Here is a 24,325-nt window from a genome sequence, read left to right on the forward strand (position 1 = left end):
AAGTGGCTATACATAAAAAATGCTTCATAAACCGTTAGTTTCTATAAATATGGCGAAAAACAACGTAAAAACAATAGCGCATTTCACTCGATAAAGAGAAGAATGAAATATTTTAAAAGATTCAACAAATATGGAGATATTAAATTTTCACAAAAACGGGGAGTGGATATAGTAAAGGATATATACATTGTTCCATGTTTCATTTCAAAATAGACGTGCTGAATTTGAAAAAGTTTCTTCTATATAAATAGAATGCAAAATAATCTAAAAAAATGTAAAGGAACCTTGACGTAAAGTGTGCTTTACATATATACTCGATCTAAGGAAGGAGGGAGAAATTTCCTTGGAAAATAAAATGGTCGAATACCGAAAAAAATTTGGACTATCTCAAGAAAAATTGGCTGAGAAACTCGGGGTTTCTAGACAAACCATCATTTCAATTGAAAAGGGGAAATATGATCCATCACTTCCTTTAGCATTTGAACTAGCAAAAGCATTTCAGACAACGATAGAACATGTATTTATTTATGAAGGAAAAGAAGAGGGGGAGAAAGGATGAATTATTCACAAAAGTACTTTTTCATTATGGGAATTATCTTTTTAATTATGAGTGGAACAATGTTATTAGCAGGTATAATGACGCATTCCGCGCCGCCAGTTCCAACTTATACCGTGCTTGCAATGATGATTATGTGTTTTTGTCTAAGTTACTTACACCCGCAATTTAAAGAAAAAGATGAGCGAATGAAACTCATTCGTTATAAAGGAATGTTCTTCAGCTTTTTTGCGCTAACGGCATACTATCTTCTTTTCTCTATTGGCTTAAACTTAAAAGTAATTACACTATCTGCGGTTGAACTATTGAACATATTAATGGCACTTACGATGAGTACAGTATTTATATCGTTTGTTGTTTTGTCGAAAAGATATTAAGATGTAAGAGAGAAAGGAAGATTAATATATGCAAATGATGTACGCTTTTGGTATGGGGATCGTTTTATTTTTAGCGGTGTTCCTATTCATTCGTAAAGACGTTCAAGGCGGGACGTTAACGAAACGAGGATTTTATAAAATGATCGGCTGTTTAGTTGTTATGTTTATAGCGATTATCGTAATGATCGTTTTAATTAATAAAACATTATAGAATTTAAAAACGGAACCTTACTTTTGTAAGGTTTTTCTTTTCAAAAATAAAACTAAAAATTACCATAAAATCCATTTGCTGTATATAATCTATATTATATAATCCAATAAAACAATAGATAAGGAGAATAGTATATGAATAAAAAAGCTATCTTCTTTATAGCAATATGTCTACTACTTATAGCTAGTATTACTTATATAATATGTAACAAACGAGAACATGTACCACCTATATTAGTATGGGAGGACCAGGAATACTATGTTACGAATGAACCTGCCAAAGCAGAAAAAGTCGGGCAAAAACTTGGCGAAGTGACGAAGAAAATTGAAACAAGCAAACAGCCTACTAAAGATAGTGAATCCAACATATTACAAGAAAAAACAGAAGTATGTGAAATGGTTTTAGAAGAAGAGGATGAAAGGCTGCCTTTAGTTGTAAAAGAACCTAATAGTGAAGAATATAGAGTAGCAAGGCCGATGTTAAAGCAAGTATTATAGAATGAAGAAACAAATATAAATAGAGAGTAGTGGAGATCATGGGATGGAAAGCAGGAACTTTTGAAAAAATAGAAACGAATGACTCATCTATTGAGCAATTTATAAACACATTTAAAAAACAAAACTTAAATGCTGGAGCAGTAATAAGCTGTTTTAAAGTACATAACGAAAATTTTTTCAAAGAAATACCTTATGAAATAGACAGATACAAGCACTTTTTTTAAAAAATCTTCAACTCTTTAGATATAATCAATAACTTAGAGGAATTAAAAATACATACATCAGAAAAATATAAGTTTCAATTTGAATATAATAGCGCGGTAATGCTTGATGGGAGTATCGTATTTCAAATTATAAGAGGAGGAGCATATAAAGGCTTTTCAGAGAGACCAGTAATCGCGAAGCAATTAGCGAACAATGTATGCCAATACATGTTCCAAGATCGATATGAGGATATTAGAGTGTTCGAAAGCTATCGGCCTTGGACAGATTGGTTTTACGATGTTGCATGGGATATTACTTGGATGGTGTTGGATGGTAAGGAGCATAAAATGTGGTTACTTTGTGCTACGGATACGGATTGAAAGAAAAAGGGCCTTGTAGAAATGTTACGAGGCTCTTTGTTTGTCTGGAAAGAATAGAAAACAAATCATATAAATGATATACTAAAAAATGTTTGTAATGTCAGTTTCATACTATTATATAGTGATGACTTACTAGAAAGATAAGAGGAGAATGAACGTGAAAAAGATAAAGAAATTATTGCTGCTAATGATGGTAGTAGGATTAACAGTGGGTGTTCTAGCAGGATGTGCAAATCCGAAAGATACTGCTGAAGAATTTTTAACAGCGATACAAAAAGGTGATTTAGAAAAAGCTCGCACATTTGTTGAAAGTGATAAAGAGTTTAGTAAACTAAATGAAAAAACAGATGATGCTGATGGAAAAGCAATGCTGAGCGCAATTACGAAAAGCTTTAAATTTGAAAAGCTAGAAGAAGTATCGAAAAAGGATGACAAAGCAGAAGTTAAAGTAAAAGTTACATCTGTTGATCTATCCGTTGCCGTAACAAAAGCAATGGGAGAAGTTATGCCAATGGCCTTTGCTAGTGCCTTTAGCGAAGACAAAGAGCAATCTGAAAAAACAATAGAAAAAACAATGACATCAACTATCATCAAAAACTTAGCGGATAAAGAGGCAGCTATGGCAACTCGCGAAGTTACATTGAACTTAAAGAAAGACAAAGATGGCGAATACAAAATCGTTGCTGATGACAATCTGCAGGAATTGTTATTTGCTAATGCGAAGTCTTTGGAGAAGATGTTTGGTGGGAAGTAATTTGGATAGAAAAGAGACACCGTATCACCTAGTAGGTTGATATGGTGTCTCTTTTTATGACCCCGGAGAGGCTCGAACTCACGACCTCCACCCTGTCAAGGTGGCGCTCTCCCTGCTGAGCTACGGGATCTTCAAAAATGTTTATGTAATAGCATCTTTAATCATTATGCTAAAGCAATTATATATAATTAACTGAAAATTTACAATGTTTTTATATAGTAAGTTTTTAAAGAGGTAGTGTAATAGAAAATAGGTTTATTTCAGAGGTATATTAGTATGTATGTTTTTATATTTAATAAGTAGAAAATGCTGAAGTGTTATGATTTCCGATACCAATCCAAAGGACCTTTATCGCTTAAATCAACAAGAAAAGGGAATAAGAAGTGTAAAGGTAAGCTTATAAGTTCTGGCATAGCGTTCAATGTTTTCTTTGATAGATATTGCCTTCCGAAGCAATATGGACAATCTTTTTCAAATGTCACGAGTATTGACCATACATCTTTTATTTTCCACTTCGTTTTACAATACGTACAACGCGCCATGGAGTTCCTCCTCATTTGAAAGTGTTTTCTAATATATTTCATTTGATTGTACTAAAGTCAAGTGTATTTAGTGTGATAAAATGTAAGTTGGCTTGTTTTTTATATGGATGTATTCCGTAATTTATGACCAAATGAATGTAGTGTGAGGATTATATAGTAAGAGATTTTCATTTTTAATATGCAAATTGGCCAATATATCCTTTTTACAATTTTCAAGAAATCATGTATAAAAGAAGTACAAGATATTTATAAATATTCAGGAGTAGAGGGAGAATAATTGTAATGGTAAGAAAAACGTTTAAGATGCGTGTGTCTAGAAATAGAACGATTTCGATTGATGGTTCGATTCTTGATGTGGATGTGACGCATGATGAGTTTTTGCAAGAGTTCGTTGAGTGGGTCGATTCTAAAGGTTGGTCATTTATGGGTATGACAGATGAGATTACGGCTGAGGAAGCTGGGCAAAAGTTAATAGATTCGTTGATTGATGAGAAGGATAAGAAAGAGTAATTCCTTCTTATTTTTTATTGTATATTTATGTTCCTTATCGTAAAAGTATGATATAGTAAAAAATAGTGAATATTCTTCCAATTTAATACAAATTACATATAGATTGGTAGAGTTATTTTATAGAATGTGAAAGTAAAGTGAAAAGGGAGAGTCATATGGTAAATTTTAAGAAAATTTCGGTTTTTATTATGGTTATTTGTTTATTTTTTTTGACACCTATGACGTTATATGCTGAGACGAATATTGGAGTAAATCCGGAGCAAGTGGCACCGCCACCTGCGGAAGGGCCAAATGTTTTTAGTCAGTTTGCAACTACGATTGATGCGAAAACAGGAGATATGTTGTACGACAAAAATGCACATCATCGTGCGTTCCCTGCTAGTATGACGAAAGTGTTAACGGCGATTTTATTGATGGAGCATACGAAGCCAGAGGATCAATTTACGTTTTCACAATTAGCATTAGATCAAGAGAAGAGTAATTATCAAATTGAGTTTCAACCTGGTGAGACTATTAATAGAAATACTGCACTTATGATTTTAATGGTGCTGAGTGCGAATGATGTGTCGTATGCGATTGCGGAGCGTATTGGAGGAAGTGTTGAAAATTTCGCTAATATGATGAATGAAAGGGCGAAGCAATTAGGGGCTAAAGATAGCCATTTTGTAACGCCAAATGGATTGCATGATCCCAATCATTATACGACGCCATATGATATGGCGATGATTACGAGAGGTGTGCAAAAGTATCCTGAAATTTTACAAGCGATGAATACGAAAAGAACGACGGTTACGACATCTACGCAAACAGTGTCTATTTTTAATAAGTCTACTTATTTTGAAAATCCATATAGCATTGGTGGTAAGACAGGATTTACGAATGAAGCGCGCAATACGCTCGTTTTATTAAATGAGAAGGATGGAAATCGTATTATAAATGTAGTAATGGCTTCTCAAAGACCTGAAATTTATGAAGATTTGAAGCAGATGGCGGAATATTCTTTTGGACAATTTACGAAGCAAACTGTACTTGATAAACATAGTTGGCATCAAAAGACAACGTATTTAAATAAAGATATTGATAGCGAACTTGAAAAAAGTGCAGAGCTTATGCTTAAGAAAGATGAAGGGAAAAATGTGAGAACTACTTTCAGGGCAGCTTCATTAGATAAAGAATCTTTGTATCATAAGGGAATCCATCGTGGTGAGGTAGTTGGTGCGGTGGATATTTCGAAAAATAATCAAACAATTGCGACGATAAATGTTCTTTCAAAAGAAGATGTTACGTTTGCGATGCCTAAAAAAGATACAGTTGCGCCTGAAGTAAAGGACTCAAATGTGAAAATGATAAGTGTAGGGATAGGTGCGATTATATTATTTGGAGCCCTTTTGTATGTAGTGCTGCGCCGAAATACAAAAGGAATGAAATCAGAAGAAAAATAAAATGACTAGTAAAAGACTGTGAAGAGGTTTTGTCACAGTCTTTTTTGTTTTCATATATTAAAAGTCTATTTAACTAATAATTGTAAATTTTCTTATTGCATTTCCATATTGTTCGTTATATTATTTACTCATGTTCTTGTTAAAGAACATGAGCGGATATTGCATACTTCAAATAATATAAAACAACGGAGAAGGAGAGAGACGATGAAATTAATTTGGAAGGTGATTAGCAACGTTATCTCATTTGTTTTATTTGCGGTAATGGTTTGTTTAGCTTTTGTAGTTATTTCTTCAAAAGCGAGTGGTGGTGATCCAACAGTGATGGGATATCAATTTAAGAGCGTTCTTTCAGGATCGATGGAACCAACATTTTTAACAGGATCAATCATTGCGATAGAGCCAACGAAAGATGGTTCTAAATATCAAAAAGGTGATGTTATTACGTTTAAAGAGAAAGATAACAAAATTATCACTCACCGTATTATCGGTGTGAAAGATACAAATGGAAAAGTAATGTATGAAACAAAAGGTGATAACAACAACGGACCAGATTTAGCACCAGTACTTGCAGAGAATGTAATCGGAAAGTATGCGGATATTACAGTTCCATACGTTGGTTATGGACTGAATTATGCGAGTTCAAAAGCGGGAGCAGCATTACTTCTTATTATTCCAGGAGTCTTTTTACTTGGTTATTCCGCGATTTCTATTTTTGGCGCTATTCGTAGCATCGACGGAGAAAAGAAAGATAAAAAAGTAGAACAATCCGTCTAGTTATCTTAGTTATAATTTCCTACTAGGAAATTAACAAATATATATATTATGGGGGATTTGGACATGACTTTAAAGAAAAAATTAGGGATGAGTATCGCATCAGCAGTACTAGGAGCAGCATTAGTTGGTGGAGGAACATTTGCATTCTTTAGCGATAAAGAAGTGTCAAATAATACATTTGCGGCTGGTACGCTTGATTTATCTTTAAATCCATCAACAGTTGTTAATGTATCGAATTTAAAACCTGGTGATACAATTGAAAAAGAATTTAAACTAGAAAATAAAGGCTCTTTAGATATTAAAAAGGTTCTATTAAAAACAGACTATAGTGTAGAAGATACGAAGAAAGATAATAAAGAAGATTTTGGTCAACATATTAAAGTAACATTCTTAAAAAATGTAGATAAGCATGAGACGATTGTGAAAGAGACTACATTAGATAAATTGAAGGGTGATACACTTACAGCAGTAAATAATGATTTAGCTGCTTGGTTCTGGGATGAAAAAGGTATTTCTGCAGGTAAATCTGATAAATTCAAAGTGAAATTTGAATTCGTTGATAATAAAAAAGATCAAAATGAATTCCAAGGCGATAAGTTACAATTAACTTGGACGTTTGATGCACAACAAGGCGATGGTGAAACGAAATAATAATGACAACAAAAAGAGACTATCAAAAGTGGTAGTCTCTTTTTGTGTTAAAAGAGAAATGTAAAAAGAAACATAATTTTTATATCATTTTGTAATTCACTTTATTATAATAAAGTTATAGTTCTTGATAAAGAACGAGATGTTCGATAGGAGAGATTAAAATGCTGAAGACACCTCGCAAATTCAAAAAGATGCTTATATTGCCATGTTTGTGTTCTATTACTTTTTATTTAGGTTCTCAAATGATGACGTATACAGAAGCAACTTTCATTCATGCAACGAAAGTGCAGGCTACTATTTCTACAGCAAGTATATTTCCAAAAACAGTTGATCAGTTGACAGAACAAGCTAAGCAACATAAGGAAGTAATTTTGCACGAGTATGAAGAGATGAAATCGAAATTAACCGTCACTTCCACTCAAGAGTTAGAACAGGCGCTTGTTACGTGGAAGCAAGGACGTGAGAAAATTGTTGCTGAGAGGGAACTGTTACAAAAAGTATATGAATCAATAGAAAATCCTTATAACAAAGTGAAAGAAGAGTTAACTGGAGATAAAAGTGAATCCACTAAGCAAGTATTCTCGTATGTGAATGCTGGTTTTCATTCAGTTAAAGAAAACTGTGAATATGTTGATAAAGAGGTTAATTTGCAGGTGATTGATAAACAAATTCAAGCTTTTGAGAAATTATTAGTAGATGAGACAGCAAAGCAAGTGAGTGAGGCTGAGAAGCAAGAAGAAGCGAAAAAGCTAGAAGAGGCGAAAAAACTAGAAGAGGCGAAAAAACTAGAAGAGGCGAAAAAACTAGAAGAGAGCAAGAAACAAGAAGAAGCGAAAAGATTAGAAGAGAGTAAGAAGCAAGAAGAAGCGAAAAAGCTAGAAGAGAGTAAGAAGCAAGAAGAAGCAAAAAAACTAGAAGAGAGTAAGAAGCAAGAAGAGGCGAAAAAGCTAGAAGAAAGTAAGAAACAGGAAGAAGCAAAAAAGCTAGAAGAAAGTAAGAAACAAGAAGAACAGAAGAAATAGGAATAGTAAGTAAAATACAGCAGCATTTCGGAAGGAATAAATACAATCATAAGGCAAATAGGTGAGAGAGCCCTACTACTCACCTATTTGCTTTGTTTTTCTTATTTCACTATTTTGGGGTATAAGGCCTTCACCCAAAAATTTAACGAATGCGAGTTAGTTGGCAGCCCACCACTTGGTGAAGGTTAATAATCAGTGGGGATGGACAGGAAAACACGGATTAAAGTCTTATTGTATTCCTACATAATTTTCTGGAAAAAGGAAAAAATGTTGAGAAATAAAAATAATCAAAAAATATATTGTACTTATATAGAATTGTTCGTTATAATGAACTTAAGGTTTTTAAAAAAGAACAAATATTAGCTAAGCTAATATAGTTTTAGTTACACCTCTTATTTTGAAATAAGAGATAAAAATACAAAAAACAGCTAGGGGGAATTGATTGTGAGTCTGAAAAAGAAATTAGGTATGGGAGTTGCATCAGCAGCATTGGGGTTATCTTTAATTGGTGGAGGAACATTTGCATTCTTTAGTGATAAAGAAGTATCGAATAATACATTTGCAGCTGGGACGTTAGATCTTACATTAAACCCTAAAACGCTTGTAGATATTAAAGATTTAAAACCAGGGGATTCTGTTAAGAAAGAGTTCTTATTAAAGAACAGCGGTACTTTAGCAATTAAAGATGTTAAATTAGCGACAAAGTACAGTATTACAGATGCAAAAAACGATAATGCTGGTGAAGACTTTGGTAAGCACATTAAAGTAAAATTCCTTTGGAACTGGGATAAGCAAAGTGAGCCTGTATATGAAACAACTTTAGCGGATTTACAAAATGCTGATCCTGATCTTGTAGCTAAAGATATCTTTGCTCCTGAGTGGGGAGAAAAAGGTGGATTAGAAGCTGGTACAGAGGATTACCTATGGGTACAATTTGTATTCGAAGATAATGGTCAAGATCAAAATAAATTCCAAGGCGATTCATTGAACTTAGAATGGACATTCAACGCAAGCCAAACAGATGGCGAAGAAAAATAATAAATCAAAAAGCGGGGATTCCCCGCTTTTTTTTATAAAGAAAAAAAGAAGTGCTTGTTTTAAGCACTCTTTCATATGTATTATTGTTGATTTTTCTTCCATTGTGTAAATTCGAGAAATTCACGAAACTGTTCTTTTGAGACACCGGAGCTCATCGCATCTTTAACGAGTTGTGTCCATTCGGAGTCTAGATGACTTTCTGTTGTTGTTTCATCGTGAAGTAAAGTATCAACTGGAATTTGTAGAACAGCTGAAATTTTTTCAAGAAACTGAATGGAAGGGTTTTTTTGTAAATTCCGTTCTATAGAACTAATGTAAGATTTAGCTACACCAGCTTTTTCGGCGAGTTCTGTTAGTGAAATGCCTTTTTGTAAACGAAGGCGTTTTATACGTTCTCCTATCATATTTGCGCACCTTTCTATCAATATGTAGTCGTCTTATGATGTCATTATTATAACATAAACTTCGTTAAAAAGAACGAGGCTATTGAGCCTGGCTCGTATGCTTCATACGTTGGAAAAAGTGTTCAATATCTTGCAGGGCAATGCCAGCATCTAGAGCTTCAAGTATTAAATCAATCCATTCTTGATCTAGTGAGTCAGCCTTATCTTTGTACAAATGTAATTCCTCCCTAATTATTGGTCATAATTGCTGCTACATAGTAGACGATAATTAACCGAATTTTATATTTTATGTGTCAAATTATCGAATATTGTGTAGATGAAACAAAGATAAAATCCCCATTTAATTCCCCCTATGGAAATTATAAGGTTTCCGTCAAAACTTTTCAATATTTTCAGAAAACATTGTTGAATTGTGATATATTCGTATGCTAACTATGTAATTTTTACAAATACATTAAAAAAATTACATAATGTGACTAAATATTGAAAAAATATTGAATATTTAATAAAATAAAATATGTAATACATATTTTATATTAGGGGAGGAAATAAGGGATGAAAAAGAAACCATTTAAAGTGTTATCATCAATTGCTTTGACAGCTGTTCTAGGCCTGTCGTTTGGTGCTGGAAGCCAGTCTGCATATGCTGAAACGCCGGAGAACAAGACAGCTACAAGCCCAGTTGATGATCACTTAATCCCAGAAGAGAGATTAGCAAATGCGCTAAAAAAACGTGGGGTAATTGATTCATCTGCTTCAGGGACAGAAACAAAGAAAGCTGTCGAAAAGTATGTAGAGAAGAAGAAGGGTGAAAATCCTGGGAAAGAAGCGGTAAATGGGGACCAACTTACGAAAGATGCATCTGACTTTTTAAAGAAAGTGAAAGATGCGAAAGCAGACACGAAAGAAAAATTAGACCAACCTGCGACAGGTACACCTGCAGCGACAGGCCCAGTTAAAGGCGGACTAAATGGTAAAGTACCAACTTCTCCGGCAAAACAAAAAGCATATAACGGTGAAGTTCGTAAAGATAAAGTACTTGTTTTACTTGTAGAGTACGCTGATTTCAAGCATAACAATATTGATAAAGAGCCTGGTTATATGTATTCGCAAGATTTTAATAAAGAACATTATGAAAAAATGTTATTCGGTAACGAGCCGTTTACGTTAGATGATGGAAGTAAAATTGAAACGTTTAAACAATATTATGAAGAGCAATCTGGTGGTAGCTACACAGTGGACGGAACAGTTACAAAATGGTTAACGGTTCCTGGTAAAGCAGCTGATTACGGTGCTGATGCAGCAACAGGCCATGATAATAAAGGACCAAAAGGACCACGTGATCTAGTAAAAGATGCATTAAAAGCGGCTGTAGATAGCGGACTTGATTTATCACAGTTTGATCAGTTCGATCAATACGATGTAAATGGTGATGGAAATCAAAATCAACCGGACGGTTTAATCGATCACTTAATGATTATTCATGCGGGTGTTGGACAAGAAGCTGGCGGTGGTAAATTAGGTGATGATGCAATTTGGTCACATCGCTGGACAGTTGGGCCAAAACCGTTCCCAATTGAAGGTACGCAATCGAAAGTTCCATATTGGGGCGGAAAGATGGCAGCATTCGACTACACAATTGAACCAGAAGATGGCGCGGTTGGTGTATTCGCACATGAATATGGCCATGATTTAGGTCTTCCGGATGAGTATGATACACAATATAGCGGTGATGGTGAGCCGGTTGAAGCTTGGTCTATTATGAGTGGCGGTAGCTGGGCTGGTAAAATTGCTGGAACAACACCAACGAGTTTCTCACCACAAAATAAAGAGTTTTTCCAAAAAACAATAGGTGGTGACTGGGCAAATATCGTAGAGGTAGATTACGAGAAATTAAATAAAGGTATCGGTCTAGCAACATACTTAGACCAAAGTGTTACGAAGTCAGATCGTCCAGGTCTGATTCGTGTTAACTTACCAGATAAAGATGTAAAAGGAATTCAGCCTGCATTTGGTAAACAGTATTACTACAGCACAAAAGGTGACGATCTTCATACAAAGATGGAAACACCGCTGTTCGATTTAACAAATGCAACGACTGCGAAATTTGATTTCAAGTCATTGTATGAAATCGAAGCAGAGTACGATTTCCTTGAAGTACACGCTGTAACAGAAGACGGTCAACAAACGTTAATTGAAAGAATTGGTGAGAAAGCAAATAGTGGAAATGCAGCTACAACAAATGGAAAATGGATTGATAAATCATATGATTTAAGTCAATTCAAAGGTAAGAAAGTGAAATTAACATTTGATTACATTACTGATGGTGGTTTAGCGTTAAACGGATTCGCTCTTGATAATGCGTCATTAACAGTAGATGGTAAAGTTGCATTCTCAGATGATGCAGAAGGTACATCACAATTTAAATTAGATGGTTTCGTTGTATCTAACGGAACAGAGAAGAAAAAACATAACTACTATGTTGAGTGGAGAAACTATGCTGGTTCAGATAACGCATTGAAATTTGCTCGCGGTCCAGTATATAACACTGGTATGGTTGTATGGTATGCGGATTCAGCTTACACAGATAACTGGGTTGGTATACATCCGGGACATGGTTTCCTTGGTGTAGTTGACTCTCATCCAGAAGCAATTGCAGGAACTTTAAATGGCAAACCAACATTTACAAGCAGTACTCGATTCCAAATTGCTGATTCGGCGTTCTCATTCGACAAAACGCCAGCTTGGAAAGTTGTATCTCCAACGCGTGGAACATTCGTATACGATGGATTACCAGGGGTACCGAAGTTCGATGACTCTAAAAAGTATATTAATGAGCAGATTCCAGATGCAGGACGTATTTTACCGAAGCTTGGTCTGAAGTTTGAAGTAGTAGGACAAGCTGATGATAACTCTGCAGGTGCTGTTCGTTTATACCGTTAATACAGTAAAACTACCGAGAGATGTTCTTTCGGTAGTTTTTTTGTGAGCAATGAATTTTATATAAAGTAAAAAGTCATATATAATGTAACTTTACGAATAGAAATTTGTTACATATAAAGTCTATATAAATAATGAAAGAATTGTATAAAGTGAAACTTTAATCGGTGGGGCTTTTGTCCATCCCCACTGCTTATTAACTTCCTTGAATTCGCTGGATTTTGAGGTGAGAGTCTTACTGCTCGTTAATAGCAGGATAAACATAGTGGGAGAAGGTGAGTGAATGAGTATTTCCTCTATTGTAAATAAACAAAAGGAATATTTTTACAAAGGACATACGAGAAGTGTAGAGACGAGAAAGAATAATTTGAAGAAGCTTTATGAAGGAATTCAGCGTTTTGAGGATGAGATTTTTCAAGCGTTGAAATTAGATTTGAATAAATCAGTTCACGAATCATTTACAACAGAAATTGGATATGTACTAAAAGAGATTTCTTTTCAAATGAAGCATATTTCATCTTGGAGTAAACCAAAGCGTGTTCGCACAGCTCTTACTCATTTTGGATCGAAGGGGAAAGTAGTGCCAGAACCGTATGGTGTGACGCTTATTATCGCACCGTGGAACTATCCATTTCAATTAGCAATTGCACCACTCGTAGGAGCATTGGCAGCCGGAAATACAGTCGTTTTAAAGCCGTCAGAGTTAACGCCAAACGTTTCGAAAGTGCTTACGAGAATGCTAGAAGAATTATTCCCAGAAGAGCTTGTATCTGTAGTAGAAGGCGGTGTTGAGGAAAGCACTGCACTTTTAAAGGAACCGTTTGACTATATTTTCTTTACAGGTAGTGTTGGCGTCGGAAAAGTTGTGATGGAAGCAGCGGCAAAAAAGTTAACGCCTCTTACGTTAGAACTTGGCGGGAAAAGTCCATGTATTGTACATAAAGATGCAAAGCTAGATGTAACCGCAAGACGTATCGTTTGGGGCAAGTTTTTGAATGCTGGGCAGACGTGTGTAGCGCCTGATTATATGTACGTTCATTCTTCAGTGAAAGAGCAGTTAATCGAGGCATTACGACATGAAATCGCAGAGCAATATGGAAAAGATGCTTTACAAAATGACAATTACGTACGAATTGTGAGTGAGCGTCATTTTGAACGCTTATGTACATTTTTGCAAGATGGTAAACCTGTGATTGGCGGGAATTATACGAAAGAAACATTACACATCGAGCCTACAGTGTTAACGAATGTTACATGGCAAAGTACTGTTATGGAAGATGAAATTTTCGGACCAATTTTACCAATTATAGAATATGACAAAATAGAAGAGGTAATTGAAACGATTCAGTACCATCCAAAGCCGTTAGCACTATATGTATTTTCTGAAGATAAAGAAGTGCAAAAGAAAGTGACGAGTAATATTTCATATGGCGGAGGATGTATAAATGATGTCGTATATCACCTTGCAACGCCATATTTACCTTTTGGGGGCGTTGGGAGCAGTGGATTAGGCAGCTATCATGGTGAACAAAGTTTTCGGACTTTTTCCCATTATAAAAGCATTTTGTCCCAATCTACAGCATTCGATATGAAAATTCGTTACTCTTCTACAAAAAGTGCTTTAAAATTCATACGAAAGTTGTTAAAATGATGATGGTGTTTATCAGTAGGCGTAGCCGTATGATAAAAACCCCTTCGCAACTGAAGGGGTTTTTCTGTTCGACATATGTATCATGCGAAAATGAATCAAACATACTACATAAAGAATAGAAGAGAACGCTGCTAAACAACCATTTTTGTTTGGATCGAAACAAAAAATAGTCTATAGAACATAAATATTTATTCATGAATATAAAAATTAAAATTTAAGGTAGATAGGACGGGAAAATGAAAAAGATTATTAAAGTTGAAGCAGTAGAAAAACATTTTGGAAATCAAGTGATTATCCCCCCTCTTTCTTTAGATATTAAAGAAGGAGAATTTTTAACAATTTTAGGACCGAGTGGTTGCGGGAAAACGACTTTACTTCGTATGATCGCAGGATTTGAAACGCCAACTAAAGGGAATCTTTTATTAGATGATGAAAAGATTAACGATTTGCCGCCATACAAGCGTCATATGAATTTAGTGTTCCAACATTACGCACTATTCCCACATATGAATGTGGAAAAAAATATTTGTTTCGGTATGAAAATGCAAAAAGTACCAGCAGCAAAGCAGAAAGAACGTGCTGAAGAGGCAATGCGTTTAACGCAGTTACTTGAGTTCCGTAACCGCAAACCTACGAAGCTTTCTGGTGGACAGCAGCAGCGTGTGGCGATTGCAAGGGCAATTGTAAACAACCCGCGTGTATTATTATTAGATGAGCCACTTGGAGCGCTTGACTTTAAGTTAAGAAAAGATTTGCAACGTGAATTGAAAAACTTACAACGTAATTTAGGAATTACGTTCATATATGTAACGCACGATCAAGAAGAAGCAATGAGCATGAGTGATCGTATTGTCGTTATGAATAAAGGGCATATCGAACAAGTTGGAACGCCTAAAGAAATTTATAATAAACCGAAAACATTGTTCGTTGCGACGTTCATCGGTGAAAATAATATCGTGAAAAATGGGGAAAACTACGTAGCAGTTCGCCCTGAAAATGTAAAAGTTCGCTCGGTTGAAGAGCCAATTTTAAAAGAATACCACCTTGGGCATATTGAAGATATTGAATTTGTTGGAAATATGGAAAAGCTATATGTACGTGAGGAGAAAACAGCGGAATTACTAATGGCATACCAAACTGCTGAAGAAGCAACGCAGTGGAGCATTGGAGATAATGTATATGTAGGCTGGGAGCAAGAGGATGAGGTGACCTTAAATTGAAGAAAGGGAAATTACTCGCATTACCTACAGTCGTATGGCTGTTACTCTTCTTCCTAATTCCACTTCTGTTCGTATTAGCATTTGCGTTCATGCAGCGCGGAGCATACGGGACAGTGGAGATGAAATTTACATTAGATAACATAGCGCGTGTGTTTGATCCATTATATATGGGGACGTTATGGGAAACAGTGAAGATAGCTGTTATTACTACAGTACTATGTTTATTAATCGGTTATCCATTTGCCTATACAATTACAATTGTTGATCGTAAATATCGTTCTATCCTTCTATTATTGGCAACGATTCCGTTCTGGATTAACTTTCTTGTTCGTTCATACGCATGGATTGTTATTTTACGTTCACAAGGACTTGTAAACACATTGCTATTGAAACTAGGTATTATTAGTGAACCTTTAAATCTGCTATATAATACACCTTCTGTAATACTCGGAATGGTATATTCTTTATTACCATTTATGATTTTACCAGTATATGCAGCAATTGAGCAGCTTGATAAGCGTAAGCTAGAGGCAGCTTATGATTTAGGAGCAACACCAGTAAAGGCATTTTGGAATGTAACAGTACCGATGACGATGTCAGGGATTACAACTGGTTCTATTTTAGTATTCGTTTCTTCTATCGGAATGTTTGTTGTATCAGACGTTATGGGTGGATCGAAAGTAGCATTAATCGGAAACGTAATTCAAAACCAATTCTTAGGTTCACGTGACTGGCCGTTTGGTTCCGCGTTATCTATGATTGTTGTTCTATTCTCTGTTCTGTTAATTTACTTATATTATCGTGCAACGAAAGTATATAAATATGATGGAAACGGAGGGGAATAGGCAAAAATGAAGAAGTTTTTAGTTTCTTATTCTTGGTTAATCTTATTGTTTTTGTATTTTCCAATGATGGTTTTAATGGTATATTCCTTCAACGATTCTCGCATTAATGCGGAATGGGAGGGCTTTACACTCCATTGGTATACAGATTTATTTCAAAAACAAGATGTTATTGATGCGTTTGTAAATAGTATTACGATTGCTCTTATAACGACAATTGTGACGACAGTTCTTGGTGTGATTTTTGCGATTGCATTACATCGCTACAAATATCGTTTTGAAGGGGCCATTAACGGTCTTGTATATTTACCAATTTTAATTCCTGATATTTTAATGGGATTATCTTTACTTATCCTATTTAGTCAATTAGGTATGGAACTTGGAAAAACAACAATTATTATTGCACACATTACATTCAGTATTTCATTTGTTGTTGTTATTTTAGCGGCACGTCTTTCTGGTATGGGACGTGATTTAGAAGAGGCTGCAAACGATTTAGGAGCAACGCCGTGGCAAACGTTTCGTTATGTAACGTTTCCAGCAATTGCACCAGGAGTTATTTCAGCCGCATTATTAACATTCACATTATCGATTGATGATTTTGTAATTAGTTTCTTCGTATCAGGACCAGGATCAACAACATTGCCATTATACATTTATAGTATGGTTAAGCGCGGAGTATCACCTGAAATTAATGCTCTGTCTACAATATTAATTGTTGTAATTGTAGGATTAATGGTGCTATCGGAAATCTTCCGTAATAAAGGTGCAGACGGTGAAGAAAACTCTGGAGGACACCTTCCTTTATAATACGAATGATATAGAAAGAACGAGGAGGTAAAAAATCAATGAAATTGATGAAGACATTAGCTGGCGCAGCTATTAGCTTCGGCCTTGTTGCAGGTGTACTTGCGGGCTGTGGTGAGAAGAAAGAAGAATTGAATATTTATAGTTGGGCTGACAACTTTGATGAGCAAGTTTTAAAAGATTTTGAAAAGAAATATAACGTGAAAATTAACTATGATAAATATGCAAGTAATGAAGAAATGCTTGCGAAATTACAAGCTGGTGGCGCGACATATGATTTAATTCAGCCATCGGATTACATGGTGAAAACGATGGCGAAGATGGACTTATTAGCGCCTTTAGATAAGAAGAACATCCCGAATATCGAGAATCTTGTTTCTAATTTCAAAACACCTGCGTTTGATCCAGAGAATAAGTATTCTCTAGTATATACTTGGGGTGTAACAGGAATTGCATACAATAAAAAGTATGTGAAAGAAACACCTACAAGCTGGGCGGATTTATGGAACGAGAAATATAAAGGACATGTTACTTTATTAAACGATTCTCGTGAAGTATTAGGAATGGGACTTAAGAAAAACGGTTTCTCTAATAGCACGAAAGAGGATGCACAGTTAAAGACAGCGTCAAATGATTTACAGAAGTTACTTCCAAACTTATTAGCATTCGATACAGATAACATTAAACAAAAATTCATTACAGAAGATGCGTGGATCGGGACTGTATGGTCTGGAGACGCAGCATTCATCGCGAAAGATAACAAAGATGTAGGATACGTTGTACCAAAAGAAGGCGGCACAATTTGGGCTGACACGTTAGCAATTCCAAAAGGTGCGAAACATAAAGAACTTGCAGAGAAGTTTATGAATTACTTATTAGATGAAAAAGTAAGTGTGAAAAACTATGAGTCAATTGGTTACAGTAATCCAAATGAAAAAGCTCGTCCTCTTCATAGTAAAGAATATCGTGAAAACCACATGATTTTCTTAACGAAAGAAGAATTAGATCGTACAGAATGGCTTGTTGATGTGGACGATAAGTTAAAAGATTACGATCGTTCCTGGACAGAGTTAAAAACAAAAGGTAAATAAGTAAGAAAATGCGGTTTCTAAAGTAGAAATCGCATTTTTTCATAAGTAGGAGGAAATCGTTTGAAGAAAAAGTTACATCGATATGAGTTCATTTGTATGATTTTATTATTTGCTTTATTCGGCATTATCGCTTGGAGAGTACAAGCAAGCGGAGTTACAGCAGTGGATACATATGTCCGAGAGATGGTAAAAGGATTACAAACAGAAAGCTCAATTACATTCTTCACATATTTTACAAAGTTAGGATCTGCAATTGGAGTTATAACGACACTAATTGTAAGTTTGCTCGTTTTTTGGAAAAAGCGTTATTATGCTGCTATGATCGTGTATCCAATGGCTATATTAACGACACATCTTGTTAATAAAGGGATAAAAGAAATTGTAAAAAGAGACCGTCCATCATTAAACGAGGCACTTGACGCACTTGGATATAGCTTCCCAAGTGGACATGCAATGCTATCTATTATGACATTTGGTTTTCTTGCCTATATCATTGCTGCGAATTTGAAAAGTATAGCTGGAAAATGTGGTATTACGATTTCGATGAGCATATTAATTATATTGATTGGATTAAGTAGAGTCATTTTAAATGTACATTATCCAACCGATATTTTAGCAGGTTACTGCGCAGGTGGCATTTTGTTAATCATAGCAATTTATTGTCATCGTTTACTTACCGAGAGATTGGGACTTAATAACGAGAGATAGAAAAACGTCTAGAAAAACTAGTATTATAGTTTTTCTAGACGTTTTTTGTTTATGAGGAGATGTGATACAGTATAAATGATAAGTGAATTATATAAAGTAGGTGAAAATGTGTGAAGACAAATGTACATAAAATTGATAAGTGGGGGAAGATAGGGACTTTTTTGTATCAATTTCGTTATACAGTAATTGTAGCATTACTACTACTTGCGATAGTGCTCGGTGCTTTTGCTCCAAAACTTCCAGGAGTATTGGGCGGTGATGGTTTCCAGACAGAAGGGGATTATCAAAAGACGAAAGAAATTTTAGATAAAGATTTTAAGCAGTCTCAAGATACACTTTTACTCGTTTTTGAGAAGGAAAAGGATACTTCGCATGAGGATTTCCAAAAGCGTATAGAGGGGATAATAAATCAAATTCAAGAGAAGGAAACATACGAATCTTTCCATCATCCAATGCAAAATAAAGAGATGTTACAAGATGATATCGGTTATGCGACGATTTTATTTTCTGGGAAAACAAATAAAGAACGAATGGAAAAAACATTACAATTCGCCGGAAAAATCGAGAAGGAAAGTAATAGCGTATTAAAAGTAACACCGACAGGGTATCCGAAAATTAATCAAGAGATTAATGAAAGAACGCAAAATGATTTAAAAGTAGCAGAGATGATTGGAATACCTATTGCGTTTCTCGTACTATTATTCTCATTTGGTAGTCTGCTTGCTTCTATTTTACCGATTGTAAATGGCGCGCTTAGTGTCATTAGTACGATGGGGATTTTATATTTTATAGGTAGTGATAAAGAGCTGTCTATTTTCGTGTTAAATGTTGCGCCGATGATTGGGCTCGCATTATCAATTGATTTCGCACTGTTATTTGTAAATCGTTTTCGAGAGGAAGTTGCGAAGAGAACCGTGAAAGAAGCGATAGCGATTACGTATCAAACGGCAGGGCGTGCTATCGTATTTTCAGGGTTATGTGTATTCGTCGGTTTATCAGGCTTATTTTTCTTTAAGATAGATTATATTCAGTCTGTTGCTATTAGCGGGATGATTGTCGTTATTATGAGCATTTTGTTTTCGCTCACACTTCTTCCAGCGCTACTATCTCTAATTGGTAAAAGGATATTGAAAAAGAATCAGGCGGCGCCTACGCCATCAAATGTATGGCGTAAATTTGCACAGTTTGTAATGAAACATCCAATCGTCATGATTATTGTTGTTATAACATTTATTGTTATTTGTTTATTACCGCTACGTACAGCTAACTTGCAGTTTCCTGGTGTTGAAGCGTTACCTGAAAAGAGTGATACGAGAGTTGCATTTGAAAAGTATGAAGAAGCCTTTAATAAAACGGTCCAAACACACGCTGATGTTACATTAGTAGTGGAGATGAAGAAAGATATAACAGAAAAAGAAAGTTTACAAAAGATAGAAGCTGTCGTTCAAAAGTTAAAAGATGATAAGCAAGTATATAAGGTAAAAAGTGTATATGACGGGCTAAATGGAATGAAAGCAGATCAAGTTGCTGGAATATTGCAGTCGCCAGAAGCTGCGAAAATAGCTCCTGTATTTGAAGCGTATACGAAAGGAAATAAAACAACAATGGAAGTCTTTTTGGATACGAAGCCAAGTACAGAAACTGCAAAACAATGGGTTCGTGATTTCAAAAAGAATTATAAGGAAAACGATGTTACTTACTATTTGGGCGGTATGACAACGTTCCAGCAAGAGTTAGAAGATGAAATTAAAGATAAAGTTGCAATTGGTATGTCTGTTATATTTGGATCAACCTTTGTCATTTTATTATTCGCATTCCGCTCTATACTCATTCCAATTAAAGCGATTATTATGAACGTACTTAGTTTAAGTGCAACAATTGGAATTGTAATTTGGTTATTTGAAGGTGGGCATTTCGGATTAGAGGAGAGTTCAGTTTTATTTGTATTACCAATCTTTATTTTCGGCCTCGTATTTGGTCTTAGTATGGATTATGAAGTATTCCTTATTTCACGTATTCACGAGCTATATGAGGAGACGAAGGATAATGATAAAGCAACGCTAGAAGGGCTTGTCTCTACAAGTCGTATCATTACGTCGGCTGCTTTAATTATGATTGTTGTTACCGGTGCATTTGCCTTCACCGATATTTTACCAGTAAAGCAAATGGGAATTGGTGTTGCGTTAGCGATATTTCTTGATGCAACAATTATTCGCCTTATGCTCGTACCAAGTTTAATGAAATTGTTTGGAGATTGGAACTGGTGGCTACCATTTCGAAAGAAAAAAGAAAAATCATCATAAAAAATACTCATCTATAAGATGAGTATTTTTTATGAATAGCAGGGCCTATATTTTGCGCATAGTATGTGATAAGAAGATTACATACAAGTAGGTGAAGGCAATGTTTCGTTATTTTAAGTTTAAGCTAAATGATACAGTACAGTTTGCTGAAAAAGATGGACATATGTATCGCATTGTCGGTTATCGGTTAGAAAAAGGATTTTATCCAAAAGATGAATGGACTCATATCATTTATGAACTACTTAGAGAATTTGACGGGTATACGATGGATGCGGAAGAAGAGGAACTTGTAAAAGTCATTCAAGTAGAGGATGAGTATTATAAAATACAAGAAGTATCGGGGTATCGTTATCCAGTAAAAATGAAGCAAAAGCAGCAAGTTATGAAAGGAGAGAAAATAGACGACTTATTAGATACGTACAATGACTATAAACGATTGGCGGATTTCTTTAAAGATTTATTGTATGAACAAAAAGCTGAAGAAGTGTTGCAGGAGATGAAAAGGCTTAGAGCGTGAGGGGACAGTCGATTATAAGACTGTCCTCTATTTTTGACGGTGCATCAAAGTATGTTTTCCGTTACAATGAGAGAATCAATAGAAATAAGGTGATTATAGTATGGAAACAAAGAAAAAGGGCGAATGGTGTGAAATTACGGTTCCAGCGACGTGGAATGGTATAAGTATTGAGTCGTTGTTAAAAGTAGAATGGGAAGTACCAAAAAAGTTATTACATCAGCTTCGTATGGAAAAAGGTGTTACGGTTAACGGAGAACAGAGGAGATGGAATGAACTTTTAAAAGAAGGAGATAAGTTACAAGTTCATATGTTTATGGAGGAGGAGTACGGTGTAGAGCCGGAATACGGTGAATTAAATGTAGTGTTTGAAGACGATCATGTACTCATTGTAAATAAGCCCGAACAAATGGATACACATCCTTCTGAAAAAAGTGGGACGGGAACACTTGCCAATCTTGTTGCTTTTCATTTTCAAATGCAAGGTTTAGAGACGAAGGTTCGTCATATCCATAGGTTAGATAAAGATACGACAGGTGGTGTTGTATTCGCAAAACATAGAATTGCGGGTGCAATTATGGATCGTTTATTAATGGAACGGAAAATTAAAAGAACGTATACGGCCCTTGTTGAAGGAAGAGTAAAAAAGAAGCAGGGGACAATTGACGCGGCCATCGGAAGAGATCGACATCATGCTACAAGGCGCCGCGTTTCTCCAAAGGGAGACCAAGCTATAACGGATTATAAAGTAGAGAAATATTTTAAAAAACAAAATGCGACGCTCGTAACGTTACAATTAGAAACAGGTAGAACGCATCAAATTCGCGTTCATATGAGCTATAATGGAAATCCTTTAGTTGGGGATGTATTATATGGTGGGCAAACAAAATATATGTCCGGACAAGCGTTACATGCGAGGAAGATTAATTTTTTGCATCCAATTACGAAAGAAGAGATCGTGGTTGACGTATCTTTCCCTACAAATTTAAACGATATAATGAAAAAATTTGAAAGAGAAAATGGGTAAAGTGTAAGTTTAAAGTTGAAAAAGGTAGATTTTTGCAGGGATTTCTCTAAAAGAGGCGAAGCCGTTAAGAGAAAAGAGAGGTGAGAATTACTTGATCAAATATAAATATATGCTAGGGATATTTTTCGCTTGTCTTTTACTTACTCTATGTATTTATCCATATTTACCAACTCGTATGGCAGTGCATTGGAACGAGAATGGTGGAGCAAATGAGTTTATGAGTAAACAAGTTGTCGTATTATTTATCCCTGTCCTTATTATTATTTTACATGGATTAGTATATGTTATTTCACATAATATATATAAGTTTAATGAAGGAGCGCATTTCATTATAAGTGGATTTATAAAGAGTATTACTTTATTTATGATGTTTATCCATATACTAATTCTCTTTATTAATTTTGGAAGTATTATATCCTTTCAGACAGGACTAACGATTGGAATTAGTATGTTTCTTTTTATGTTTAGTAAAGTGTTTAAAAAGGTGAAGGATAGAGAGAAAGAACCGATCAAATTACAAAAAATCCGTTTAGTTAGTAGGCGAATCTTTCAAGGAATGGCATGCAGCATATTATTTTCATTGCTTTTGAGCCTGAAGTGGGGATTTTATTTGTTAATTAGTGTAATAAGCTGCGGGTCTATTTTGTTTATGTTCTACAATTTATACGCATACATATTAGAAAGCTATGAAACATAAAAAAAGAGTCTTCTCATTAGGAGAAGACTCTTTTAATCTATTTACTTCGTAATAAATTGTTGTGTCCAGTAGTTGCCGCTTTCTACATAGCCAACACCGATATGAGTGAAACCACTATTTAAGATGTTTGCACGATGTCCAGCACTGTTCATCCAAGCTTGTACAACTTCTTCTGGAGTACGTTGACCTTGGGCGATGTTTTCACCTGCAGATGTATAAGAAATACCAAATTTCTTCATCATGTCAAACGGAGACCCGTATGTAGGGCTGTTATGATCAAAGTAGTTGTTTTTTTGCATATCTTCAGACTTAATGCGTGCTACTTTGCTTAATTCAGTATCGATTTGTAATGCTGGTAAGCCTTGTTTTGTACGCTCTGCGTTTGTCAATTCAACAACACGTTGTTCGAATTCGCTTAAAGATTTTGCTTCTTCAGCAGGCTTTTGCTCAGCAGGTTTTTGTGTTTCGTTTTGAGTATTATTGTTTTCAGCTGGTTTTTGAGCTTCTGGTTTAGCAACTTCTTCAGCAGGCTTTTGTTCAGCTGGTTTTTGAGTTTCCTCAGCAGGCTTTTGAGCTTCTGGCTTAGCTGTTGGTTGTTCAGTTACAACATTTTCAGTAGGCTGTTGACCAGGAATGAAGCAATCTTGTTGGAATTGACCTTGATTCCATTGTGCTAATGACTCAACTCCCATAGATTGTAAGAATGCTTGTAATTCTTGTTGGCTCATTTGCTTCATCATTACCTTTGAATGCTGAATATTTTGAACCTTTATGTTAGATGGTTGTACTGTTGCAGCTTGTGCATCTAAAGAAGATACTCCTAAAGTAAGAGCTGTTGCAGCAGCTACAGATAATAAAACACGCTTTTTCATGATGTGTGTCCCCCTATATAAAGTTTTAATTTGTTTTCACACGATTTATTTTTGACAGCCTGTCTGACTGACAAATCCATCGTAGCATACAATTTGCGAGAAAAAAGATGGAAAAAAATTCATAGACTTTAAATTTACCTAATTTATCCTAAGAGAAGAAAAGGGAAGAAATAAGAGAAACATAGAGTATAAAAGGAATTTTTAGCATTTTTATACTTGGTTTTAAGAGAGGGTTTTTGGATATATTTACCTAAATGGAAAATAAAGAATCCTATTGTATCAATGGTTTTA

At 35.1% G+C, this 24,325-nt stretch carries 26 protein-coding genes, 1 tRNA gene and 1 pseudogene; 23 read left to right on the forward strand and 5 right to left on the reverse strand.

Annotation, left to right across the window (positions count from 1 at the left end; translation table 11 throughout):
• Nucleotides 1–343: 343 nt before the first annotated feature.
• The 6 genes and pseudogenes from FT637_RS07190 to FT637_RS07215 all read left to right on the forward strand — a co-directional run bounded on the left by FT637_RS07190 (nt 344) and on the right by FT637_RS07215 (nt 2,979).
• Nucleotides 344–559 (forward strand): helix-turn-helix transcriptional regulator, encoded by a 216-nt coding sequence (locus tag FT637_RS07190; RefSeq protein ID WP_193645719.1) that lies wholly within the window; start codon nt 344–346, stop codon nt 557–559.
• On the forward strand, nt 556–933 hold the full coding sequence (locus FT637_RS07195; protein ID WP_193645720.1) for a permease: 378 nt from the start codon (nt 556–558) through the stop codon (nt 931–933). The genes FT637_RS07190 and FT637_RS07195 overlap by 4 nt, the downstream gene beginning before the upstream one ends.
• A 28-nt stretch (nt 934–961) precedes the next feature.
• Entirely contained in the window at nt 962–1,144 is a 183-nt protein-coding gene (locus FT637_RS07200) for a DUF3976 domain-containing protein (RefSeq protein WP_113769155.1), read from the forward strand.
• A 134-nt stretch (nt 1,145–1,278) separates the two neighbouring features.
• A complete protein-coding gene (locus FT637_RS07205; RefSeq protein ID WP_193645721.1) occupies nt 1,279–1,641 on the forward strand; it encodes a hypothetical protein in 363 nt (120 codons plus the stop codon).
• Between the two features lie 38 nt (nt 1,642–1,679).
• Nucleotides 1,680–2,225: pseudogene (locus FT637_RS07210) on the forward strand (hypothetical protein).
• Nucleotides 2,226–2,382: 157 nt separating this feature from the next.
• Nucleotides 2,383–2,979, forward strand: coding sequence for a hypothetical protein (locus tag FT637_RS07215; protein ID WP_193645722.1), 597 nt, complete (start codon nt 2,383–2,385; stop codon nt 2,977–2,979).
• Between the two features lie 57 nt (nt 2,980–3,036).
• Here FT637_RS07215 and FT637_RS07220 read toward each other — a convergent pair.
• A tRNA-Val gene (locus FT637_RS07220) sits at nt 3,037–3,109 on the reverse strand.
• A 187-nt stretch (nt 3,110–3,296) separates the two neighbouring features.
• A complete protein-coding gene (locus FT637_RS07225; protein ID WP_113937739.1) occupies nt 3,297–3,521 on the reverse strand; it encodes a hypothetical protein in 225 nt (74 codons plus the stop codon).
• A 282-nt stretch (nt 3,522–3,803) separates the two neighbouring features.
• Between FT637_RS07225 and FT637_RS07230 the strand changes: the two genes are divergently transcribed.
• The 6 genes from FT637_RS07230 to calY all read left to right on the forward strand — a co-directional run bounded on the left by FT637_RS07230 (nt 3,804) and on the right by calY (nt 8,958).
• Nucleotides 3,804–4,031, forward strand: a complete 228-nt coding sequence (locus FT637_RS07230; protein WP_002064332.1) for a hypothetical protein — start codon at nt 3,804–3,806, stop codon at nt 4,029–4,031.
• 155 nt (nt 4,032–4,186) lie between these two features.
• Complete coding sequence (locus tag FT637_RS07235; RefSeq protein WP_193645723.1) at nt 4,187–5,473, forward strand: D-alanyl-D-alanine carboxypeptidase family protein; 1,287 nt, start codon at nt 4,187–4,189, stop codon at nt 5,471–5,473.
• A 204-nt stretch (nt 5,474–5,677) separates the two neighbouring features.
• On the forward strand, nt 5,678–6,247 hold the full coding sequence (gene sipW / locus FT637_RS07240) for a signal peptidase I SipW (RefSeq protein ID WP_193645724.1): 570 nt from the start codon (nt 5,678–5,680) through the stop codon (nt 6,245–6,247).
• Nucleotides 6,248–6,310: 63 nt separating this feature from the next.
• Nucleotides 6,311–6,898 (forward strand): TasA family protein, encoded by a 588-nt coding sequence (locus FT637_RS07245; RefSeq protein ID WP_193645725.1) that lies wholly within the window; start codon nt 6,311–6,313, stop codon nt 6,896–6,898.
• Nucleotides 6,899–7,059: 161 nt separating this feature from the next.
• The gene (locus FT637_RS07250) at nt 7,060–7,920 is read left to right on the forward strand and encodes a DUF4047 domain-containing protein (RefSeq protein ID WP_193645726.1); all 861 of its coding nucleotides are present in this window, start codon (nt 7,060–7,062) and stop codon (nt 7,918–7,920) included.
• 444 nt (nt 7,921–8,364) lie between these two features.
• Nucleotides 8,365–8,958, forward strand: a complete 594-nt coding sequence (gene calY, locus FT637_RS07255) for a biofilm matrix protein CalY (RefSeq protein WP_193645727.1) — start codon at nt 8,365–8,367, stop codon at nt 8,956–8,958.
• Between the two features lie 80 nt (nt 8,959–9,038).
• Here the strand turns inward: calY and FT637_RS07260 are convergent, their stop codons facing one another.
• Nucleotides 9,039–9,362 (reverse strand): helix-turn-helix domain-containing protein, encoded by a 324-nt coding sequence (locus FT637_RS07260; protein WP_002064339.1) that lies wholly within the window; start codon nt 9,360–9,362, stop codon nt 9,039–9,041.
• A gap of 79 nt (nt 9,363–9,441) precedes the next feature.
• A complete protein-coding gene (locus tag FT637_RS07265) occupies nt 9,442–9,576 on the reverse strand; it encodes an anti-repressor SinI family protein (RefSeq protein WP_002011474.1) in 135 nt (44 codons plus the stop codon).
• 341 nt (nt 9,577–9,917) lie between these two features.
• Here FT637_RS07265 and inhA1 point away from each other — a divergent pair, with 341 nt between their 5' ends.
• The 11 genes from inhA1 (at nt 9,918) to FT637_RS07320 (ending at nt 23,162) form a co-directional block, all read left to right on the forward strand.
• Nucleotides 9,918–12,305, forward strand: a complete 2,388-nt coding sequence (gene inhA1, locus FT637_RS07270) for a M6 family metalloprotease immune inhibitor InhA1 (RefSeq protein ID WP_193645728.1) — start codon at nt 9,918–9,920, stop codon at nt 12,303–12,305.
• Nucleotides 12,306–12,585: 280 nt separating this feature from the next.
• The gene (locus FT637_RS07275) at nt 12,586–13,953 is read left to right on the forward strand and encodes an aldehyde dehydrogenase (RefSeq protein ID WP_193645729.1); all 1,368 of its coding nucleotides are present in this window, start codon (nt 12,586–12,588) and stop codon (nt 13,951–13,953) included.
• A 236-nt stretch (nt 13,954–14,189) separates the two neighbouring features.
• Entirely contained in the window at nt 14,190–15,173 is a 984-nt protein-coding gene (gene potA, locus FT637_RS07280) for a spermidine/putrescine ABC transporter ATP-binding protein PotA (protein ID WP_193645730.1), read from the forward strand.
• On the forward strand, nt 15,170–16,018 hold the full coding sequence (potB, locus tag FT637_RS07285) for a spermidine/putrescine ABC transporter permease PotB (protein WP_002126118.1): 849 nt from the start codon (nt 15,170–15,172) through the stop codon (nt 16,016–16,018). The genes potA and potB overlap by 4 nt, the downstream gene beginning before the upstream one ends.
• 6 nt (nt 16,019–16,024) lie before the next feature.
• Nucleotides 16,025–16,825 carry a spermidine/putrescine ABC transporter permease PotC gene (gene potC / locus FT637_RS07290; RefSeq protein WP_002149696.1) on the forward strand — a complete coding sequence of 267 codons (801 nt, stop codon included), beginning with the start codon at nt 16,025–16,027 and terminating at the stop codon, nt 16,823–16,825.
• 38 nt (nt 16,826–16,863) lie between these two features.
• Nucleotides 16,864–17,913 carry a spermidine/putrescine ABC transporter substrate-binding protein PotD gene (gene potD / locus FT637_RS07295; protein WP_193645731.1) on the forward strand — a complete coding sequence of 350 codons (1,050 nt, stop codon included), beginning with the start codon at nt 16,864–16,866 and terminating at the stop codon, nt 17,911–17,913.
• 60 nt (nt 17,914–17,973) lie between these two features.
• Nucleotides 17,974–18,621, forward strand: coding sequence for a phosphatase PAP2 family protein (locus FT637_RS07300; RefSeq protein ID WP_193645732.1), 648 nt, complete (start codon nt 17,974–17,976; stop codon nt 18,619–18,621).
• 110 nt (nt 18,622–18,731) lie between these two features.
• Nucleotides 18,732–20,924 carry an MMPL family transporter gene (locus FT637_RS07305; protein ID WP_193645733.1) on the forward strand — a complete coding sequence of 731 codons (2,193 nt, stop codon included), beginning with the start codon at nt 18,732–18,734 and terminating at the stop codon, nt 20,922–20,924.
• Nucleotides 20,925–21,024: 100 nt separating this feature from the next.
• Entirely contained in the window at nt 21,025–21,441 is a 417-nt protein-coding gene (locus FT637_RS07310; RefSeq protein ID WP_002149692.1) for a hypothetical protein, read from the forward strand.
• A 100-nt stretch (nt 21,442–21,541) separates the two neighbouring features.
• The gene (locus tag FT637_RS07315; RefSeq protein WP_193645734.1) at nt 21,542–22,465 is read left to right on the forward strand and encodes an RluA family pseudouridine synthase; all 924 of its coding nucleotides are present in this window, start codon (nt 21,542–21,544) and stop codon (nt 22,463–22,465) included.
• A gap of 91 nt (nt 22,466–22,556) precedes the next feature.
• Complete coding sequence (locus tag FT637_RS07320; protein ID WP_193645735.1) at nt 22,557–23,162, forward strand: DUF1648 domain-containing protein; 606 nt, start codon at nt 22,557–22,559, stop codon at nt 23,160–23,162.
• A 41-nt stretch (nt 23,163–23,203) separates the two neighbouring features.
• Here the strand turns inward: FT637_RS07320 and FT637_RS07325 are convergent, their stop codons facing one another.
• On the reverse strand, nt 23,204–24,034 hold the full coding sequence (locus tag FT637_RS07325) for a CAP domain-containing protein (RefSeq protein WP_002117266.1): 831 nt from the start codon (nt 24,032–24,034) through the stop codon (nt 23,204–23,206).
• Between the last annotated feature and the right edge of the window lie 291 nt (nt 24,035–24,325).

The organism is Bacillus cereus (assembly GCF_015071065.1).
Lineage (GTDB): Bacteria > Bacillota > Bacilli > Bacillales > Bacillaceae_G > Bacillus_A > Bacillus_A cereus_BA.

Bases quoted from the DNA above. Each gene is read 5' to 3' on its own strand.
- FT637_RS07195 (WP_193645720.1), top strand. From the start codon at position 556: ATGAATTATTCACAAAAGTACTTTTTCATTATGGGAATTATCTTTTTA.
- FT637_RS07200 (WP_113769155.1), top strand. From the start codon at position 962: ATGCAAATGATGTACGCTTTTGGTATGGGGATCGTTTTATTTTTAGCG.
- FT637_RS07205 (WP_193645721.1), top strand. From the start codon at position 1,279: ATGAATAAAAAAGCTATCTTCTTTATAGCAATATGTCTACTACTTATA.
- FT637_RS07225 (WP_113937739.1), bottom strand. From the start codon at position 3,521: ATGGCGCGTTGTACGTATTGTAAAACGAAGTGGAAAATAAAAGATGTA.
- FT637_RS07230 (WP_002064332.1), top strand. From the start codon at position 3,804: ATGGTAAGAAAAACGTTTAAGATGCGTGTGTCTAGAAATAGAACGATT.
- FT637_RS07235 (WP_193645723.1), top strand. From the start codon at position 4,187: ATGGTAAATTTTAAGAAAATTTCGGTTTTTATTATGGTTATTTGTTTA.
- sipW (WP_193645724.1), top strand. From the start codon at position 5,678: ATGAAATTAATTTGGAAGGTGATTAGCAACGTTATCTCATTTGTTTTA.
- FT637_RS07245 (WP_193645725.1), top strand. From the start codon at position 6,311: ATGACTTTAAAGAAAAAATTAGGGATGAGTATCGCATCAGCAGTACTA.
- FT637_RS07250 (WP_193645726.1), top strand. From the start codon at position 7,060: ATGCTGAAGACACCTCGCAAATTCAAAAAGATGCTTATATTGCCATGT.
- FT637_RS07260 (WP_002064339.1), bottom strand. From the start codon at position 9,362: ATGATAGGAGAACGTATAAAACGCCTTCGTTTACAAAAAGGCATTTCA.
- inhA1 (WP_193645728.1), top strand. From the start codon at position 9,918: ATGAAAAAGAAACCATTTAAAGTGTTATCATCAATTGCTTTGACAGCT.
- FT637_RS07275 (WP_193645729.1), top strand. From the start codon at position 12,586: ATGAGTATTTCCTCTATTGTAAATAAACAAAAGGAATATTTTTACAAA.
- potA (WP_193645730.1), top strand. From the start codon at position 14,190: ATGAAAAAGATTATTAAAGTTGAAGCAGTAGAAAAACATTTTGGAAAT.
- potC (WP_002149696.1), top strand. From the start codon at position 16,025: ATGAAGAAGTTTTTAGTTTCTTATTCTTGGTTAATCTTATTGTTTTTG.
- potD (WP_193645731.1), top strand. From the start codon at position 16,864: ATGAAATTGATGAAGACATTAGCTGGCGCAGCTATTAGCTTCGGCCTT.
- FT637_RS07310 (WP_002149692.1), top strand. From the start codon at position 21,025: ATGTTTCGTTATTTTAAGTTTAAGCTAAATGATACAGTACAGTTTGCT.
- FT637_RS07315 (WP_193645734.1), top strand. From the start codon at position 21,542: ATGGAAACAAAGAAAAAGGGCGAATGGTGTGAAATTACGGTTCCAGCG.
- FT637_RS07325 (WP_002117266.1), bottom strand. From the start codon at position 24,034: ATGAAAAAGCGTGTTTTATTATCTGTAGCTGCTGCAACAGCTCTTACT.